Source organism: Paraburkholderia aspalathi (assembly GCF_900116445.1).
In the GTDB taxonomy this organism is placed as follows: Bacteria; Pseudomonadota; Gammaproteobacteria; order Burkholderiales; family Burkholderiaceae; genus Paraburkholderia; species Paraburkholderia aspalathi.
This window is the reverse complement of record NZ_FPBH01000034.1, coordinates 15207-34052: the sequence shown is the minus strand read 5'-3', so window position 1 is coordinate 34052 and position 18846 is coordinate 15207. Positions and strand designations below refer to the sequence as shown.

Sequence of the window (18846 nt, the reverse complement as noted above, 5' to 3'; positions counted from 1 at the left end):
TTACTCCGCGGATTCGGACGCAGCGGCCGCGCCGTCAGGCAGTGCGTGCGCCAGCACTTCGTAGCACGCGCCCATCGTGTGATAGTCGGTCTTGCCGGCGGGACTCTTTTCGTCGCTGTATTTACGGTTGTCGCATGTGAGAATGCGGTACCACGCGCCGTACTTGTGATCGACGAAATGCGCCCAGCTGTAGCGCCAGATCTCGTCGTACCAGTCCCAGAAGCGTTCGTTGCCAGTGCGCTTGGCAAGCAGCGCCGCGGTGGCGAACGTCTCTGCCTGAACCCAGAAATACTTGTCGTGGTCGCACACGGTGCCATCGGGGCCGAAGCCGTAGTAGAGGCCGCCGTGGTCTTCGTCCCACGCATGCGTCATCGCAGCGTCGAATAGTTCGATCGCGCGCGGCAGCAGCCACGGCAACGGGCGATAGCGTTCCAGAATCAGCAGCAGCTTGGCCCACTCGGTCTGGTGTCCCGGCTGGAAACCCCACGGACGGAAGATGTTCGAACTGTCTTCCTCGTTGTAATGCCAGTCGACCGACCAGTCCGCGTGAAAGTGCTCCCACACGAGACCTTGCGACAGCTTCGCCTGGCGCAGCGTGATGTTCGACGCCACCCGTTCCGCGCGATCGAGATAGACCAGGTGTCCGGTTGCCTCGTGGGCGGTCAGCAGTGCCTCGGTGGTGTGCATGTTCGCGTTCTGACCGCGGTACGAACTGACACGCCAGTCGGGCGTCGCTTCGTCGGCGTAGAGGCCGGCGGCGGCGTCCCAGAAGCGATGTTCCATCAACTCGAAGGTCGCGCCGATCATCGGTTTGGCTTCCTCGATACCGGCCATCGCCGCATGCGAATACGCGAGCAGCACGAACGCGAGGCCGTAGCAGTGACGCGTCGCGTCGAGTGTGCGTTTGCGGCCGTCGTGCCATTCGAGTTCCCAGTCGTAGCCCTGGTGCTCAGCGTCCCAATGCGCGTCGCGCAGGAAGCGCAAACCGTGGCGCGCGTACTCGAGATGCTGCGGGTCGCCGAACTGGCGATACGCCATCGCGTAGTTGAAAACGTAGCGGCACGTGCTCACCAGATGCCGCGTGGTCTTGTCGTAGACCGAGCCGTCGTCGCGGAAGAAATGGAAGAAGCCGCCGCTCGGATCGAGCACGTTCGGCGCGTAAAACTTCAGCGTGTCCTGCACATGAGAGAGCAGGAAGTCGCGGCTGCGAAAGCTGTCGACGGGCGGCGCCGCGGCGGCGCCGTTAGCGGGGTGAAGCGGATCGGATTGCGTCATGGCGTTTTTACCAAAGTACTGGCACGGGCAATGAGATGGACGGGCAAGCGGACTTCGAGTTCAGCGGGTGTGTCTTCAAGCAGCAACTCGACGCCGCGCCGGCCGAGCGCTTCCTTGTCGACCGAAATGGTCGACAGCGGCGGCGTGGCATGAGCGGCGGCGGGAATGTCGTCGAAGCCGATGATCGCGATGTCCTCGGGCACACGGACGCCGCGTGCGAGGCACGCGCGTAGCGCGGCGAGCGCGGCGGCGTCGTTGTAGGCGAATACGGCGTCGGGTCGCGGGCCGGGCGCGTCGAGCAACCGGTGCATCGCGCGCGCGGCGCCGCTGTCGGGATCGAGGCCGGCGTCGATCGTGAGTTCCAGCGAGGGGTCGAACAGCAGGCCTGCTTCGAAAAACGCGCGCCGGTAACCGAGCGCGCGCTGGGCGATGCTGAAGTGCGCAAGTGAGCCGCCGATGAAGGCGACGCGCTTGCGCTGCTGTTCGAACAGATGCCGCATGGCGAGCGTGGCGCCCGCGGCGTTGTCGAGATTCACCGAGCGCAGGCCCGGTGCCCACAGGTCGATCAGTACGAGCGGGCGCTGCATCGCCACCAGCGTGGTCAGCGTCTCGGGCTCCACGAAACCGGCGATCGCTACCGCGTCCGGCGCATGCAGGCGCATCTGCTGGATTACGTCTTCGGTCGGACCGGCGGTCAGCACGGAAGGCACGATGCCGCGTTCGCGGCACGCGTCTTCCACGCCGTGCAGCACGTGCGAAAAGAACGGGCTGACAGCGAAGTTGTTGTGCTGACGGTGCAACAGAAAGGTCAGGCGGCGGATGCGCGGACGCAATTGGGCTGCGTCATAGCCGAGTTGCCGCGCCGCTTCGACCACGCGTTCGCGGGTGGCCTCGGAAAGGCCGGGCTGGTTCTTCAACGCGCGTGAGACGGTGCCGATCGACACGCTGGCCGCGCGGGCGACGTCGCGGATGGTTGTGGCCATCGAATGAAGCGGCCGCAAGTGGGGCGGCCGCACGGTGTTTGGGTTCGGCCGATTGTATAGTAAAACGTCGCTAAAACAGCCTTGGAAACGTGTGATCCGTACCCGGAAATACCCGTAGGAAGCACTGCTGGCCTGATTTATGTTGTTTAGTAAAATAAACTAAACAAGGCGTGGACGCTGCCCTCGGCGCGCCGGCGTACTCAGTCGACGGGCAGCGCCGCCATGTCGGCTTGCCCTCGTAACAGCGCCACGCTCTCATCCGCATCGATCAACACGAAGCCGCTTGTCTCGTGCTTCGCGCGCCGCTTCGCCAGCGCTGCGACGGAGGCAATTTCCTCACTGCTGTAAAACGACGGCCCGCCGTCCGACTCGACGCGCACACAGCCGATCGCCATCGTCACGAAGCCGAAGAAGGTCGGATTGCCGCGCCGGTCTTCACCGTGGATGCCGCCGGCCAGCCGGTCCGTGGGCGCGTAGAAGCGCTGCGCGCCTTCGTTGAACAGGTGAATCGCGCGCAGTACACGTTCCCGCCAGTCCTCGCTCTGGAACAGGATCAGGAAATCGTCGCCGCCGACGTGACCCAGGAAATCGCGGGTCGGGTCGCAGACGTCGGCGAGGACGGCGGCGGCGAATTTCAGCACTTCGTCGCCTTGCCAGTAGCCGTACTGGTCGTTGAAGGGCTTGAAGTGGTTCAGGTCGACATAGCACGCGTAGAAGCCCGCGTCGTGACCCAACAGGCGGGCGATGTGCGAGCTGATCGGGATGTTGCCCGGCAGGAAGGTCAGTGGGTTCGCGTAGCGCGCGGCTTCGATGCGCACTTCGGTCACCGCGCGCACCAGCTTCTCGCCGGTGCCGAGACCGGCGTACTTGCCGTGGTTGTCGGTGATGACGAAGCCGTCGGCGAGATAGCGCTGGTCGTCGCTGGCGAGAAGCTTGGCCATCTGTTCGACGGTCATCGATTGCTCGATGATCACCGGCGACGCGTTTGCAAACTGCAGGCACGGCCGCTTGCCGAACAGCTCGCGGTGATAAGGCAGCGCGTAGCGGTCCATGAAGCTGCGGCGGTTGATGAGTGCAACCGGCTCGTCGTTTTCGACCACCGCTACCGCATGCAGATCGGGGAGGCGGTTGAACAGTTCGAGCACGTCGTTGTTGGTCGCGTGACGCGGCAGCGCGGGCGCATGCACCATCATCTTCGCCGATGCCATGCCGCCCGACGGTGACGCGCTGCTTGCTGTGCGCGTGGTTTCCGGAAATACGGCGATGTGACCGGCGCGTAGTGCGTCGCGGGCGTCGTCGGTGACGCTGCTGGCCGGCTGGGCATGCGGCCGGCCGAAGAAAAACCCCTGCCCGCAGCCGATCCCCATGTCGCGCACCACGATCAGATCCGCTTCGTCTTCAATGCCTTCGGCCACCAGCCGCGCGCCGCTTGCGTTGGCGAAGTGCTGCATCGCGCGCACGGCTTCGAATTTTAGCGAGTCGCTGGCGATGCCGTGGATGAAGAAGCGATCGATCTTCACGACGTCCGGTTGCAGGCGCACCCAAAGATTCATGCTGGCGTTCGCGGTGCCGTAATCGTCGAGCGCGAACTGCGCGCCGGCCGCGCGCAACGTCGAAATCACCGGCAGGAAACTGGCGACATCCAGAATCGTGCTTTGCTCGGTCAGCTCGATCACGATCCGTTGCGGATCGACGCCGCGATGACGCAGCAGCGCGAGTGTGTCCTCTTGCGCGTCGGCCAACTGAAGGATCGCGCCCGCGCTGAAATTGAGAAACAGCTTGCCGTCGAAATCGAGCTTCGCGAACGCGTTGATGCAGGTGCGCGCGGCGGCCTGCTCGAGTTCAAGCGCGCAGCCCTCGGCGAGCGCTTGCGAAAACAGGGCGAACGGCGTTTCGAGCGGTGTGCCGGCGGGGCCGCGGATCAGACCTTCGTAGCCGAGGATCGCACCGTCGTCGAAATCGATGATCGGCTGGAATACGGCGGACAAGTCACGCCGGGCGATCAACTCCTCGATGCGCGGCGTAGCGGATCGGGAGGGCGAACGAGGTTGCATGGCAGTTAGGCGTAGCGATCGACCTTCGTCTTATCGACTCATCCAGCCAGGAGTTAAGTGAAGTTTTAGTGAAGCGTTGCACCGGGGTGGTGCGTCGCGGCTCGGGCACGCTGCCGGCGGGTGTTGCCACGGCCAGGACTTTGCCTATGCCATCCGGCTGAGGCGACAGCAAAGGCGTTTGAGCGTGAAATAACAAAAAAGCCGCACGAGGCGGCTTTCTTCAAATAACGCTCAGGGAGGGCGCTTATGAATGTCCTGTTTGCATTGCGCGCGTATTCAACGGCGCGCGACAGCGGCGGCGGGCCGCTCGCGCGAAGCCACGCGGGTTTCGCCGCTGGTATCGCGAGCCCCCCAGCGCTGCGCGAGCGCGGCGCAGACCATCAGCTGGATCTGGTGGAACAGCATCAGCGGCAAGACCACGGCGCCCACCGCATGCGAGGCGAAAATTACCTTGGCCATCGGCACGCCGGCGGCGAGGCTTTTCTTCGAACCGCAGAAGATGATCGTGATCTGGTCGGCGCGGTTGAAGCCGAGCCGCTTGCTGACCAGGATCGTCACGGCCAGCGCGAGCGCGAGCAGCACAATGCTGATCAACAGCAGGCCGCCAAGCGCGGACAGCGGGATCTGGTGCCACAGGCCTTCGTCAACGGCCTCGCTGAACGCGCCGTACACCACCAGCAGGATCGAGCCCTGGTCGACGAACTTCAGCACGCCGCGATTACGCTCGATCCATTTGCCGATCAGCGGGCGCAGCAACTGCCCGGCCACGAACGGCACCAGCAGTTGCAAAACGATGTTGCCCACCGTATGCCACGGCGAGGCGCCGCCGCTCGCCGCCTGATTGGTGACGACGAGGCTGACGAGCGCGGGGGTGATGAAGATGCCCAAGAGGCTCGAGGCCGACGCGCTGCATACGGCGGCCGGCACGTTGCCTTTGGCAATGGAGGTGAACGCGATCGACGATTGAACCGTCGACGGCAGCGTGCAGAGGAAGAGGACCCCCGCATAGAGCGCCGGCGTGACAAGTGGCGAAAGGAGCGGCTTAAGCGCGAGGCCGAGCAGCGGAAACAGCGCGAACGTGCTGAGCAGCACTACCAGATGCAAACGCCAGTGCGTCGCGCCGGCCACGATCGCTTCGCGTGAGAGCTTGGCGCCGTGCAGGAAAAACAGCAGGCCGACCGCAACGTTCGTCACCCAGTTGAACCCGACGGCGGCCTGCCCATGAACCGGCAGGAAGCTGGCAAGGATCACGGTGCCTACGAGGCACAAGGTGAAATTGTCGGGAAGCAGTTTCGGGCGAGCCATGGCGGAATCTCGATTCGGTGATGCGGAAAGCAGGGCGCGCACGAAGGCGCCCGACTCAGGCTATGGAAAACGCCTATTGTTGTCGAAAATTGATTAAATACGCAAATTCATTTGCCGAATCGATTAATGAGCATCACGCATCAGATTCGCTGCCATGACGATCTCACGTGGCGCCCCACAGGCAGTTCCAGTATTGGCGACCGTATCTGTTTGGTCCACTGCCGTTTTGACAATCCAGCGAAAAAACCGGCCTGGATTTGTCATACGCAAGCGCCTTCAACTAATCTCGCAAAAGCCGCTCAACCAAGCTGTTTCAAGGCTTTCGCGCAAGGGCTCTGTCGCAGAAAAACGTCGCAGTAACAAGGTGTTACAACAGCGGTCCGGGCCTAACACTTTTTGGCTCGACACCCTTTGCCGGGACCCATAAATTACTGCTCAAAGGCCATCGGGATGCCCCGCGCCGCGAAAGATACGCAGCGCTCGCGCCGGTCCCAGAACAAGTCCATCGCAGCTCGAACGGTGGGCTTCAGGCAGGTCTTCGGGCATGTGAGTCACTTGGTGGACGGGTTGTCGAGAACGAAGCACTGGGCGTTGGGCGCGGTTATCGCTGCGCTGTGCTCGTTCGCCTATGCAAAAGTGCCGGGCGTACCGCACGGTGGTGGTGGCGGTTATTCGCATGCTCCCGCGGGCCACGCAATGCGTGGCGATGCGCGCAACAACGGCTATTACTACGGCGCCGCCAATACAAGACCAGCTCGCAACAACGTCGCCGACAACAACGCGCGCTTGCCCCGTGGCGGCGCGAACTTCGCTACCGGCGGCTACGCCAACGGCTTTGGCGCTTACAACCCAGGCATGCGTCGCGCTGCTGGGCCGGCCGGATATCCAAACGACGGCCGCGGCGGCATGCAGTACGCTGGCGCTATCACGCCTGTCAGCGCCGAATCGCGCGCGGTACCGCGTCCGCCGCCCAACGCGCCGGTTCGCACCGGTTCGATTCGCGCCGATGTCGCCCGCTACAACGAAGAGCGCGGCGCCTCGCGTGCAATGCAGCGCCCGGGGGACGACCCGCGTCAGCAGGAAGGTTCGCCTTACCGTAACTAACGGCAGTACGGGAGTCTTGCTCCCGCCCAACGCGGTCTGACATCGCTCCTCGCCTTACCGCTCGTTTCACCGAACTCCTCTCCCACGCTTCGTCAAATCCGCTTTGCCGGCTTTCAAATCGATTGCTGCGGTATTGCGCGTCGCTGCTGTCCAAAAAGCCCCTGTCAATGTGACGTTTCGACGCCACACTTTTTTGAAAACATTCGGCAGCAAACCCTCTCCCGTCGTCAAATTTGGTCGTTTTCGCCGCGGCGCGTCATCCGCCTGTCATCTGAACCGTTATCACCCAGTCGGGCGCAATGTCAGTAACGCTTTGCGCCGGACCGCGAAGTCCGCGGCGATGCAGTGAGGACGTACAAGGCCTCTGCTTTATCAGGCCGATAAGTGACAAAACTAATCAGATCGCTATACCCGCAATAACCCACGATATTTTTGTCCATAAAAATGGTCCGCAAAGATGGTCCCGCCCAGATTGGCTCGATGATCGAACGGACAACAACAATCATTCGCGCGAGCTCCCCCTTTCGCACAGCCTTACCTTTTTGACAAAGACAGGAGAACCCATGAAAACAAGCATCAGCAGTGCGCTGAAGACCACCCTCAAGGTAACCGCGTGTGCCGCCCTGCTGGCCAGTGCATCGTCTGCTTTTGCGCAATCGAGCGTACAACTCTACGGTCAGGTCGACGAATGGGTTGGCGCGCAGAAATTCCCGGGCGGCAAGTCGGCTGCTGAGGTTTCCGGCGGCGGTATGTCGACGTCGTACTGGGGCTTGAAGGGGGCTGAGGATCTGGGCAACGGCTACAAGGCGATCTTCACGATTGAAGGCTTCTTCCTCGCGCAGAACGGCCAGTACGGCCGCTTCACGGGCGACACGATGTTCTCGCGTAACGCGTACGTCGGTATCGAGTCGCCGTACGGGACGGTGACAGCAGGCCGTCTGACCACGCCGCTGTTCGTGTCGACGATTCTGTTCAACCCGTTCGTCGACTCGTACCAGTTCTCGCCGATGGTATGGCACACCTATCTCGGTCTCGGCACATTCCCGACCTACTCGACCGATATGGGCGTGACGGGCGATTCGGGCTGGAGTAACGCGGTGTCGTACTCGTCGCCGAACTTCAACGGCCTGTCCGCGACGGCGATGTACGCGCTCGGCAACACGGCCGGCGAGAACGGCTCGAAGAAGTGGAGCGGCCAGGTGCTGTATTTCCACGGCCCGTTTGCGGCGACCGCGGTCTACCAGTACGTGAACTTCAACAGCGTGCCGGGCGACCTCGGCAGCTTCAGTACGTCGGGCGTTCCGGGCCTGAAGAGCCAGAGCGTCGCGCAAGTCGGCGCGTCGTACGATCTGAAATTCGTGAAGTTCTATGGCCAGTACATGTACACGTATAACCAGCAGACCGTTTCGAGCTGGCACGTGAATACGGGGCAGGGCGGCGTGACGGTCCCGGCCGGCCCGGGCTCGGTGATGGCGTCGTACGCCTATTCGCGTGATGGCGGCGGCTTCAACCAGACCCGTCAAACGGCTTCAGTCGGCTACGACTATCCGCTGTCCAAGCGCACGGACATCTACGCGGCTTACATGTACGACAAGATCAGCAGCCAGTCGAGCGGCGACACGTACGGCGTGGGCCTTCGCGCGAAGTTCTAAGCGTCTGGAGCCAAGGCGAGCGGCGCCTCTGAGCAGGTGCCGCGTGATGCCAACCCTGTCGGACCAGGCAATACCTGCAAAGCCCACGTTCCCCGGTTCTTCCCCCCAGCCAAAGATACATAGTTGGGGGTTTAAGGAACTCATAAAGGCCAAAAGCACACCTCCCCACCCCTCTCGAAGGGGTGTTCTTTTTTTCCTTGGTTTTGAAGCTGTACCCTAATGCGACATCGTATGCATCAAGCGGCAGTTGAGTAGCCGTCTTTCTTTGAAAGACGAGTAGCCATTTTTTTGAGCTGGCGCGGTCGCTAGCGTTTTGCACCACTGTTCCGGTTCCACGCTGCATCATCTGTTTACAAATTGGAGCGCCGAGACGTATTATTCTCCTCGGCTGTTGTGTTGAGGGTGAATCCTGCACTGTTCGAAGCTCCTCCGGAGCACGGTGAAGAAGCCCTGTAGTCGCGACACCTCGGCCACGTTGTAACCGTCTGCCTTGCGCCCGCAAATCGAACCCGGGCGAATCACAAGCCGGGCGAATTTCTTTCGTCTCATCGAGGAGATTCGCTTTGGCTCGTCTTGCTTCTGAAGAACTCGTCCGTTTACGCCAGGTTAACGCGGTCACCGCCTTATTGGCGCTGGCTACCTATGCGAAGCGCGACATCACGTTCGTCCCCACCAAAGCAGTAGGTACTGAGCGCTGGCACGCCTCCGTCGGTGCATTCCAGTTTGAGCTGTTACTCAATGGTCCGAGGTTTTTCGACGCGCGGGCTAAGACCGGTGGCGGAGGTGCCATTGACCTCGCCATTCATCTTTATGGTCTGAGCTTCAACGATGCAATTGGGCTGCTCCGTGAGCGGGGCGTCTGATGTTCGTTTCCGTAGCATGTAAAGTATTCACCGACTCGACCGGCGTCTACACCGAAATACCTGCGTTGTTGTCGCCCGCAGGCATTCTCGAGCCGCTGCTCGACTACTTTCTGTCCCGTAGCCATGACCGAAGCGTGGCATGGATGGCAAAGGTAACCCGCTCGGTAACAATATTCCTCGAATACCTGCAAGCAAATTCGGCTGAGCGCGATACCTATCACCTGTTCCAGAGCTTCGCTCAGAGGCTTTACACGGGCACTTTTGACCGCGAAACGGGGATGGACCCGAGTGGCCTGTGCTGGCCGCCGCGCTCGCCGCAGGACGCGTCACATATCGTCACACAGCTGTCCGACTTCTTCGACTGGCTCGGTGAAATGCGGCCAGAGGCGGCTAAAGTAAATCCACGTTACGCCGGTGGCACCTTCGACCGCATCACGGATGAAGCAGCCTATCAGTATCGGCGCAATAAGGCTTTCCTCGGCCATACGTGGGCTACGAATGCAGCTTCCGCAACAACGGGCCACCGTATTCGGGCGCAGCGTCTGCCCAAAGTGCAACCGGGTGAACCACCCGCCTTCCCGGAGGAGCGATTCGAAGAACTGCTGTTCAAAGGCTTCAACGCGGCGAATCGATATGACTATCGCGGCATGCTCATTACGCTCCTGCTGCACGGGGCGGGCTTCCGTGAATCGGAGCCCTTCCATCTATATGTTCCGGATGTGTTTCCGGACCCAGCTAATCCGCGCCAAGCGAAAGTTCTCATCCATCACCCCAGTCACGGGGCCGCGCCGTCCGATTGGAAAGACGAGCGTGGACGTCCACGAAAAGGCAATCGAGCAGAGTATCTCGCGCGCCAGTATGGCTTGGTGCCCCGAACGGAGTTAATGGACCGCCGACACGCCGGCTGGAAAGGTGGCATGCACGACGCGGCTTACTACAAGCAGGCGCACTGGTTTACACCCGAGTACGGAGAGTGGTTTCTGCAGCTGTGGCAGCGCTATCTTGCACAGGTGGCAAACTTTGAGCGTCACCATCCGTTCGCCTTCGTCAACCTAACCCGCGCGCCATTCGGGGCGATGTATACGCTCACCCAGTACAACAAGGCTCACGCCGCAGCGTGCAACCGCATTGGCCTTGTCGTCACAAAGGACCTCGGGACAACCCCGCACGGACATCGCCATGCGTATGGGCGTCGGCTGAAAAACGCCGACATCGACGAGGCGTTCATTCGCCGCTTCATGCATCACGCATCCCTAGAAAGCCAGAAGGTCTATACGCAACCGAATCATAGTGAGGTTCGGATGGCGCTCGAAGCAGGTGCGCAGCGGCTGCAAGATAAGTACTGCACTGCGCCCACTTCGCGAGCGTTCTCGCTTCCCGCTAGCAACGTGAACGTATGAGAAATCACATGGAACTTGATAAGAAAAGAGTGTACAAGCCGGTTGTTCTAAACAAACAACGGGGCGTGAGACGTGCAACGGATACCAAGCTCGACTGGGTCGCGCGCGAGTACCCTCAACTCGCCCCATGGCGCACTTTAGCGATGGAGTGGTTGAAAGGCGAAACGCAAGGCGTCGCCGTGAGACTCGAAGCATTGGCGGCCTTCTTCGAGCGCTATCTAGTGCAACAAGCTTTGCCGCTTAAACCGGAACTCTTTCTGGCGCGCAGCGTGACGCTACCCGACTTTTACCGGACGGCGTGCCCAGAGTCTACTTCGGGCATTGCTTACAACAATGCTATCCATGCGTTCTTGCAGTTCGTGTTGCTGCGCAAGTTCAGCGCGCTTGCCGATGATGGTCGGCCGGTGGTCTCGCCTGCGTTTCATAACCCGGTGCATCGAATGTCTAGGGGCGGATTCCTGAAACGCGAGGAGAGCGTGCATCCACCGCTCCGATATGGGTACATCGACGAGTTGCGGCGGATACTCGCGGCCGGTCGGCACTTCGGTGATTGGAAGTGGGCCCAGGGGACGTTGGGGGTAGAACCCGGGCAGCGCGGGCACGGCGCACCTGACTGGTTCGAGGTGACGGCAGACCAAATTGACCGAGACGACCCAGACTGCGTATGGCGCGAACGCTTGGTAGGGAAGCGTTCACGACTGGAGATGTGGAGCCCGGTCAGATGGTGTGCCCTGCTTGTAAAGCTAATTCTTCCCCTGCGCACCTTCCAAGTTCGCATGCTCGACTCTGGCGAAGCCGACACTTGGCGCTACGAGTCGGATGCATGGGCGCTAAACGAGGCGCAACTCGCGCAGGGCAGCGAACGGAGGCCTGTGCAGCAAGGAGTGTTTCGCCGAAGTGACCCGCTCACAGATGGCGATGCCGTCTCGGCTGTGCTCTACATCAACAGCAACAAAACTGCCGACACAGCTAAAACAGGCTCGGGAAAGGGTTATGTCTTGCCTTGGTCCTTCGGAGGACCGGTCCATCAGGATGTCTTCTATTGGCTAGAGAAGCTCCGCAATTGGCAGGAGAAATACAACCCCATCACACAACGCACGCCTTGGACAGAGTTGGACGGTCGTCACATGAAAGCTAAGAGCGAAGTGCAACTGGCGGGTTACCCCGACGCATGCTTCCTCTTCCGATTGCGCGAGGCACCCGCGGGCGAGCGTCACCTACCGATAAGCGGGGTGGCGATGGACAAACCTTGGTTCAAACTGCTTGAGTCCTTTGAACAGCGGCTCGCCGTCCGGGGAGAAACTCATCGCAACGGCACCCCCATCCGGTTTCTGCCCTTGCCGGACCAGCAAACCAACGGAAGAACAACCCGCTTCCCTTTGCATAGCCTTCGGGTCTCGCTCATTACAGCGCTGGCCCTAGAGGGGCAGGTGCCCTTTCCCATCCTGCAGAAGCTCGCTGGCCACAGCCGCTTGCTGATGACCCTGTACTACACCAAACCAGGAGCATCCCACATTCGGGAGGTATTGATTGGGGCAGCCGAGCGACTTAACGCGAACAAGGAGGTGAGCATACAGAACTTCCTGCTCGATACAGAGCATGACGAGCTGGTGGAAAAGGCTATCTGCAATAGCGCTTCAAGCCTCGCTGTCGCTGTCGCTCAACATCCTGCCGCTCGTAATCCAGCGGGATGGATGCCTATGCACCATGGGTTGTGCCTAGTCGGCGGCAATTCCAGCGAAACGGAGAGCAACAGCACTGTTGGCGGCTGTTACAACGGAGGACCCAGTGTCGGGTCGGGCGGAAATCTAAAGCACGCGCCGGTACCCGGCGGCAGCCGCAACTGCGTGCGCTGCCGCTGGTTCGTCACCGAGCCGCGCCATCTGCCGGCGCTTGCTGCCCACTTCAACACGCTTGCCTATCACTTCGACGAGGCGCGCAATGCGTGCTTCACTCACGAGCGCAGCTTACAGGAACTGAAAAAGCAGAAGGCCGACGCAGAGGAAGCGGCTCAGCCATTCGTCCGGATTGACGCCTACCGCCAGGCCGAGCGGGTATGGGAGACCGCCATGAAGCGATTCAGCGACTCGGCCGAAGACTTGGTGGCCTGCTGGCGTCTCATCGAACGTTGCAAAGCAACACTTGATGAGCCGCCGGGTGATGGGACGCAGTTGGTCGCTGCGGGCACGCTGGGTGACGTGACTATCGCATTTGAGGAAACAGAATCGGAGTTGCTCCAACTTGCAGGCGTCTGTGAAAACGTCGAAATCTACCCAGACCTAGAGCCAGGCAAAGCGGTGTTCCGCCGCAGCCAGCTTCTCGACGCCGCGCTCTATCGTGAGGACCTACCGCCGGTATTCATGCTGCTGAGCGAACAGGAACAACTGCTCGCAGGCAATGCCTTCATCCAGCGCCTCGCTCAACAGGCGAATCCGACGAATGTCGCACTGGGTCAACGGGAAGTGATTCACCTTATGGATGCAGGCATAAGCCTCAGCCGGCACTTTGGCATCGAACTTAGTGCGATGCTGCCCGCCACCAGCTCTGCAGTGACCTTTACCAAGCTCCAAACACTCACGGGAGTTGAAGCATGAATGGCATGACAGACATACACCCGGATGCAGTGTTGGAGTCGCTGTTAGCCAAGGGAAGCCGGTCTAACAGGCGCAAGAACTTAGCGAAAATGCACGAACTCTGCCGGAAGCATCACGAAGCCGGCTCTCGCGACTTCTCGCTGTCGGCAGTTGGCCGCTTGGCGGAAGCTGAAGGCATCATGAAGGGAAGAGCCCTTTACAACGCCCAGTCAACAGACTACAAGGCGTTGATTGAGGCGTGGGGGGCATACGCCGGTCCGCCCGCGCCCAAGCCGGCTAAGGTGCTCGCGAGCCATGAATATCTGATGCGTATCAGTGACCCCGCTATCCGGTCCATCATGCAGGCCATCATCGCCGAACGCGACAAGCTGAAAGCGCAACTCAACGTGCTAAAAACCAATGCGCAAGTGACCGTGGACCGCCGGCCGCTTGGTGCGACTGACGCAACTCGAGCAGGTTCGCAGCCGGTGACCGTGCTTGCCATGAACTCGCAACTCACACCGTCGGAACGCGAAGCATTGCAAAAAGCCGTGTCGGCCGTGTATCTCACGGAGCAAGGTCTCCGCGAAGGCAGCCATGGGGAAATTGTGAACGAACGAGGCCGCACGCTCTTCGATGTCGGATTTGCTCGCGCGATTCGCAAGGTGCTGAGTGATTGACTGGCAGAGGCCGCAGCCCGAATCCTGGTCAGCTCGTAATCCCAGAGCACAATTCTAAAAAAGAAGCGCCGACAAAGACGTCGGCGCTTTGCTATGTATGTACTCTGATGTATCGATACATCGACAGCAAGATTACCTCAGAGCGTTGCGGGACAGCACCTCCAGCTCATTACCCGGCAAGCTATGTACCGTTAGGGTAAAAGACGAATCTGAAGGTGGGCTTTGCTGCTTCTGACGTCCGTTTCTGGTGCCCGCGTTCGTCCGATTTGCCGCCCAGTCTTTGATAAACCCGGCAAAATGGCGTCGATTGATTCCTGAGGCGAGCGATTGAGATGGATACCCTGGTCAGCATGAAAGTGTTTCGCCATGTGGTCGAAGTCGGCAGCTTCGTCGGCGCGGCCGAACGGATGGAGATGTCGGCGGCAATGGCGAGCAAGCACGTGATGCACCTCGAGCAGCAGCTCGGCGCGCGTTTGCTGAACCGCACCACGCGCCGTGTCGCACCGACCGAGGCGGGCCGCGAATACTACGAGCGCTTGAGCCAGGTGCTCAGCGAACTCGAAGAAGCTGAGCAGGTGGTCGGCGCGGCGAGCGTCGTGCCGCAAGGGCGCTTGCGGGTGTCGTCGCTATCGGCATTCGGTTTGAGCCATGTGATGGCCGCGGTGGCCGACTACGCCGCGCAGTATCCGCAGGTCACCGTCGACATGACCCTGTCCGACCGGGTGGTCGAACTGATCGACGAAGGCTTCGATGTCGCGATCCGGGCTTCGCCGAACGGACTGAAGTCGTCTTCACTCATCGCGCGGCAGATTGCGACCGCCCATCTGGTGCTATGCGCGTCGCCGGCCTATCTGCGCCGACACGGTACGCCGAAGACCGTCGCCGATCTGGCGCGCCACAATTACCTGCAGTACGCGGGCGTATCCGCGCTCGAAATTGCGCCCACGACCGGCGATAGCTCGCCGCGCGTGCGTCTGTCCGGCAATCTGATCGTCAACCACCTGGAGGCGCAACGCGTGATCGTGCTGCAAGGCGCGGGCATCGCGATGCTCGGCACCGAGGTGATCGGCGACGATCTGGCCACGGGGCGTCTCGTGCCGCTGCTGGTGGACGACGTGCCGCCGCGCGAGTTGCCAATCCATGTCGTCTACGCGAGCCGCCGGCATTTGTCGGCCAAGGTGCGTTCGTTTGTCGACTTCCTGGCCGAGCGGTTCGCGAACGAATCGCTGTGGCCTTCGCTCGAGCAGATCAAGGCGCTCGCGGTGCGATAGGCGGCCCGGTCGAGTCGCTCCTACCCGTTTAGCTATACTGGTTGCCAGCACCCATACGCGTAACGATCTGGGGGAGACATGACCGATCTGTCCACGCCGCAGCGCGCCGGTGGCCACAAGCTGCCTGCGGGCCGGCGCCTGCGTTTCGTCACCGCTGCTGCCCTGTTCGACGGCCACGATGCGTCGATCAACATCATGCGGCGCATCCTGCAAGCGAGCGGCGTCGAGGTGATCCACCTCGGCCACAACCGCTCCGTCGATGAAGTGGCCACCGCCGCGCTGCACGAAGACGCCGACGGCGTCGCTGTGTCCAGCTATCAGGGCGGCCATAACGAATACTTCCGCTATCTCGTCGACTTGCTGCGTGCGCGCGGCGGCGAGCGCATCAAGGTGTTCGGCGGAGGTGGGGGTGTGATCGTTCCTGACGAAATCGCCGAGCTCGAGCGTTATGGTGTCGAAAAGATCTACTCGCCGCATGACGGCCAGCGGCTCGGCCTGCAAGGCATGATCGACGACATGATTGCGCGCTGCGCTGAAGTGGCGCGCGCCGCTGCCGCCGTTCGGGAGAGTCCGGTTGGTGAGTGGGTGGCCGATCTGTCGGCGAATGGGCTGCCGCGTTTCGAGCCGCGTGCTGCGTCGCATGTTGAGACGCGGGCTGATGATCACGCCAACGCGCGCGATGTTCCCGGGAAGGCGCGGCAGGCAGGTGGAGCGCTCCAAGGCAGCGAGATCGCTGGCACCACGAACGCAGCCGAACAACCCGATCCTGCCGCCTTCACCTTCCGCCGACTCGCGCAACTGGTCAGCGCGTACGAAGCGGGCCGCGTCAAATCAGCCGAGCAGGAAATACTATCGGTCCTCGCCGAAGCGATCGATGTCCCCGTCCTCGGCATCACCGGCACCGGCGGCGCCGGTAAATCCTCGCTCACCGACGAACTGATCCGCCGTTTCCGGCTCGACTACGGCGACGCCCTCACGATTGCCGTGCTGGCCATCGATCCGTCGCGTCGCAAATCCGGCGGCGCGCTGCTCGGCGACCGCATCCGCATGAACGCGATCGGCGATTGGGGCGGCGGCGCGCGCGTCTATATGCGTTCGATGGCGACTCGTGACGCATCGAGCGAAATCACCGATTCGTTGCCTGATGTGCTCACGTTGTGCAAGGCCGCGGGTTTCGATCTAATCATCGTCGAAACGTCCGGGATCGGGCAGGGCAATGCGGCGATCGTGCCGTTCGTCGACGAATCGCTGTATGTGATGACGCCGGAATTCGGCGCGGCGAGCCAACTGGAAAAGATCGACATGCTCGACTTCGCCAGCTTCGTCGCGATCAACAAGTTCGACCGCAAAGGTGCGCCGGACGCGTTGCGCGATGTCGCGAAGCAGGTGCAGCGCAACCGTGGCGACTTCGCGAAGGCGCCCGACGCGATGCCGGTGTTCGGCACGATCGCCTCGCGCTTTAACGACGACGGGGTGACCGCGCTGTATCAGCATGTGGCCGAGTCGCTGCGCACGCATGGTCTGCGTTCAGGCGGTGGCCGTCTGCCGGTGCTTGATGAGTTGCGCTTTTCGAGCGGCCGCAATGCCATCGTGCCGCCGGCACGCGTGCGCTATCTGGCCGATGTCGCGCAGACTGTTCACGCGTATCGTGAGCGTGCCGACGCGCAAGCGCGGGTGGCGCGTGAGCGCTGGCAACTTACAGAAGCGCGCCGTATGCTCGCTGAAGGTGATGCAGGCACAGGCGCATCATTTGATGCCGATGCCACTGCCTCCACAGGTTCAGACTCAAGTGTCGCGGCAAACTCCGCCAACACACCCCAAACCCAACTCGACACCCTCATCACCCAACGCACCGCCGCCCTCGGCGAACGTGAACGCAAACTCCTCGACGCCTGGCCGCAAACCGTGGCCGCCTATTCCGGCGACGAACACATCGTCCGCATACGCGACCGCGAAATTCGCACCGCGCTCACCGTCACGACGCTATCCGGATCCGAAGTCCGCAAAGTCGCGCTGCCGAAATTCGTCGACCACGGGGAAATCCTGCGCTGGCTGATGCTCGACAATCTCCCCGGCTACTTCCCGTTCACCGCCGGCGTGTTTCCGTTCCGCCGCGAAAACGAAGACCCGACACGGATGTTCGCCGGCGAAGGCGATCCGTTCCGCACTAACCGCCGTTTCAAATTGCTCTCCGAAGGCATGCCGGCCAAACGTCTTTCGACTGCTTTCGATTCGGTCACGCTCTACGGCGAAGAGCCGCACGAGCGCCCCGACATCTACGGCAAGGTGGGCAATTCAGGCGTCTCCGTCGCAACGCTCGACGACATGAAAACGCTCTACGACGGCTTCGATCTGTGCGCGCCAGAGACGTCGGTATCGATGACAATCAATGGCCCGGCGCCGACGATTCTCGCGATGTTCTTCAACGTCGCGATCGATCAGCAGATCGCGCGTTTAAATGACAGGCTGCAACAGGCAGGACGCCAACCCACCAGCGAAGAACTCGCCGCCGCGCGCCGCACAGCGCTGGAAAACGTGCGCGGCACGGTGCAGGCCGACATCCTGAAGGAAGACCAAGGCCAGAACACGTGCATCTTTTCAACCGAGTTCAGCCTGAAAGTCATGGGCGATATTCAGGCGTACTTCGTCGATCACGGCGTGCGCAATTTCTACTCGGTGTCGATCTCCGGCTATCACATCGCCGAGGCCGGCGCGAATCCGATCTCGCAGTTGGCCTACACGCTCGCGAATGGTTTCACCTATGTCGAGGCCTATCTCGCGCGCGGCATGTCGATCGACGACTTCGCGCCGAATCTGTCGTTCTTCTTTTCGAACGGCATGGACCCGGAGTACACGGTGCTCGGCCGCGTCGCGCGACGCATCTGGGCCATTGCAATGCGCGAACGCTACGGCGCGAACGAACGCAGCCAGAAGCTCAAGTACCACGTGCAAACCTCGGGCCGCAGCCTGCATGCGCAGGAGATCGACTTCAACGATATCCGCACCACGCTGCAGGCGCTGATCGCGATCTACGACAATTGCAATTCACTGCACACCAACGCATTCGACGAAGCGATCACCACGCCCACCGAGGATTCGGTGCGCCGTGCGGTGGCGATCCAGTTGATCATCAATCGCGAATGGGGCCTGGCGAAGAATCAGAATCCGAATCAGGGCAGCTTCGTGATCGAGGAGCTGACGGATCTGGTGGAAGAAGCGGTGCTGGCGGAATTCGATCGACTGACTGAGCGCGGCGGCGTGCTCGGCGCGATGGAAACCGGTTATCAGCGTGGGCGTATTCAGGACGAGTCGATGCTGTACGAGCATCGCAAGCACGACGGCTCGTATCCGATCGTGGGCGTGAATACTTTCTTGAGCGCGCATCCGCATGAAGCGCCGCAGCCGATCGCGCTCGCCCGTTCCACCGACGAAGAAAAACAGAGCCAGTTGAAGCGTCTGCGCGATTTTCAGGCACAGCATCGTGACGACGCACCCGCGGCGCTTGAACGCCTGAAGCGCGCAGTGATCGACGATGACAACGTGTTCGCGGTGCTGATGGACGTCGTGCGCGTCTGCTCGCTAGGGCAAATCACACACGCGTTGTTTGAAGTGGGCGGGCAATACCGCCGCAATATGTAGGGGCCGGACATGCTGCGGCTCCAAAACCGGGAGCCGCAGCAAAACAC

At 61.4% G+C, this 18846-nt stretch carries 12 protein-coding genes; 8 read left to right on the top strand and 4 right to left on the bottom strand.

Annotated features, from left to right (window positions below; translation table 11 throughout):
- The 4 genes from BM438_RS36500 to BM438_RS36485 all read right to left on the bottom strand — a co-directional run bounded on the left by BM438_RS36500 (position 1) and on the right by BM438_RS36485 (position 5617).
- Positions 1-1275, bottom strand: coding sequence for an AGE family epimerase/isomerase (locus BM438_RS36500; protein WP_054037828.1), 1275 nt, complete (start codon positions 1273-1275; stop codon positions 1-3).
- Positions 1272-2258 carry a LacI family DNA-binding transcriptional regulator gene (locus BM438_RS36495; protein WP_093644789.1) on the bottom strand — a complete coding sequence of 329 codons (987 nt, stop codon included), beginning with the start codon at positions 2256-2258 and terminating at the stop codon, positions 1272-1274. Before BM438_RS36495 ends, BM438_RS36500 begins: the two co-directional genes overlap by 4 nt.
- Positions 2259-2458: 200 nt before the next feature.
- Positions 2459-4312 (bottom strand): EAL domain-containing protein, encoded by a 1854-nt coding sequence (locus BM438_RS36490; protein WP_054037824.1) that lies wholly within the window; start codon positions 4310-4312, stop codon positions 2459-2461.
- 276 nt (positions 4313-4588) lie between these two features.
- Positions 4589-5617 carry a bile acid:sodium symporter family protein gene (locus BM438_RS36485; RefSeq protein WP_093644787.1) on the bottom strand — a complete coding sequence of 343 codons (1029 nt, stop codon included), beginning with the start codon at positions 5615-5617 and terminating at the stop codon, positions 4589-4591.
- Positions 5618-6175: 558 nt separating this feature from the next.
- Between BM438_RS36485 and BM438_RS36480 the strand changes: the two genes are divergently transcribed.
- The 8 genes from BM438_RS36480 (at position 6176) to icmF (ending at position 18799) form a co-directional block, all read left to right on the top strand.
- Complete coding sequence (locus BM438_RS36480) at positions 6176-6721, top strand: hypothetical protein (RefSeq protein ID WP_093644887.1); 546 nt, start codon at positions 6176-6178, stop codon at positions 6719-6721.
- A gap of 563 nt (positions 6722-7284) precedes the next feature.
- Positions 7285-8373: a porin gene (locus BM438_RS36475; protein ID WP_093644785.1), complete on the top strand. Its 1089-nt coding sequence runs from the start codon at positions 7285-7287 to the stop codon at positions 8371-8373.
- Between the two features lie 563 nt (positions 8374-8936).
- On the top strand, positions 8937-9236 hold the full coding sequence (locus tag BM438_RS36470) for a hypothetical protein (RefSeq protein WP_093644783.1): 300 nt from the start codon (positions 8937-8939) through the stop codon (positions 9234-9236).
- The gene (gmtY, locus tag BM438_RS36465) at positions 9236-10636 is read left to right on the top strand and encodes a gamma-mobile-trio recombinase GmtY (protein WP_093644781.1); all 1401 of its coding nucleotides are present in this window, start codon (positions 9236-9238) and stop codon (positions 10634-10636) included. Before BM438_RS36470 ends, gmtY begins: the two co-directional genes overlap by 1 nt.
- An 8-nt stretch (positions 10637-10644) precedes the next feature.
- Positions 10645-13230 (top strand): gamma-mobile-trio integrase GmtZ, encoded by a 2586-nt coding sequence (gene gmtZ, locus BM438_RS36460; RefSeq protein WP_093644779.1) that lies wholly within the window; start codon positions 10645-10647, stop codon positions 13228-13230.
- The gene (gene gmtX / locus BM438_RS36455) at positions 13227-13889 is read left to right on the top strand and encodes a gamma-mobile-trio protein GmtX (RefSeq protein WP_093644777.1); all 663 of its coding nucleotides are present in this window, start codon (positions 13227-13229) and stop codon (positions 13887-13889) included. Before gmtZ ends, gmtX begins: the two co-directional genes overlap by 4 nt.
- A 332-nt stretch (positions 13890-14221) precedes the next feature.
- On the top strand, positions 14222-15160 hold the full coding sequence (locus BM438_RS36450) for a LysR family transcriptional regulator (RefSeq protein WP_093644775.1): 939 nt from the start codon (positions 14222-14224) through the stop codon (positions 15158-15160).
- 78 nt (positions 15161-15238) lie between these two features.
- Positions 15239-18799: a fused isobutyryl-CoA mutase/GTPase IcmF gene (icmF, locus tag BM438_RS36445; protein ID WP_093644773.1), complete on the top strand. Its 3561-nt coding sequence runs from the start codon at positions 15239-15241 to the stop codon at positions 18797-18799.
- Positions 18800-18846: the final 47 nt, after the last annotated feature.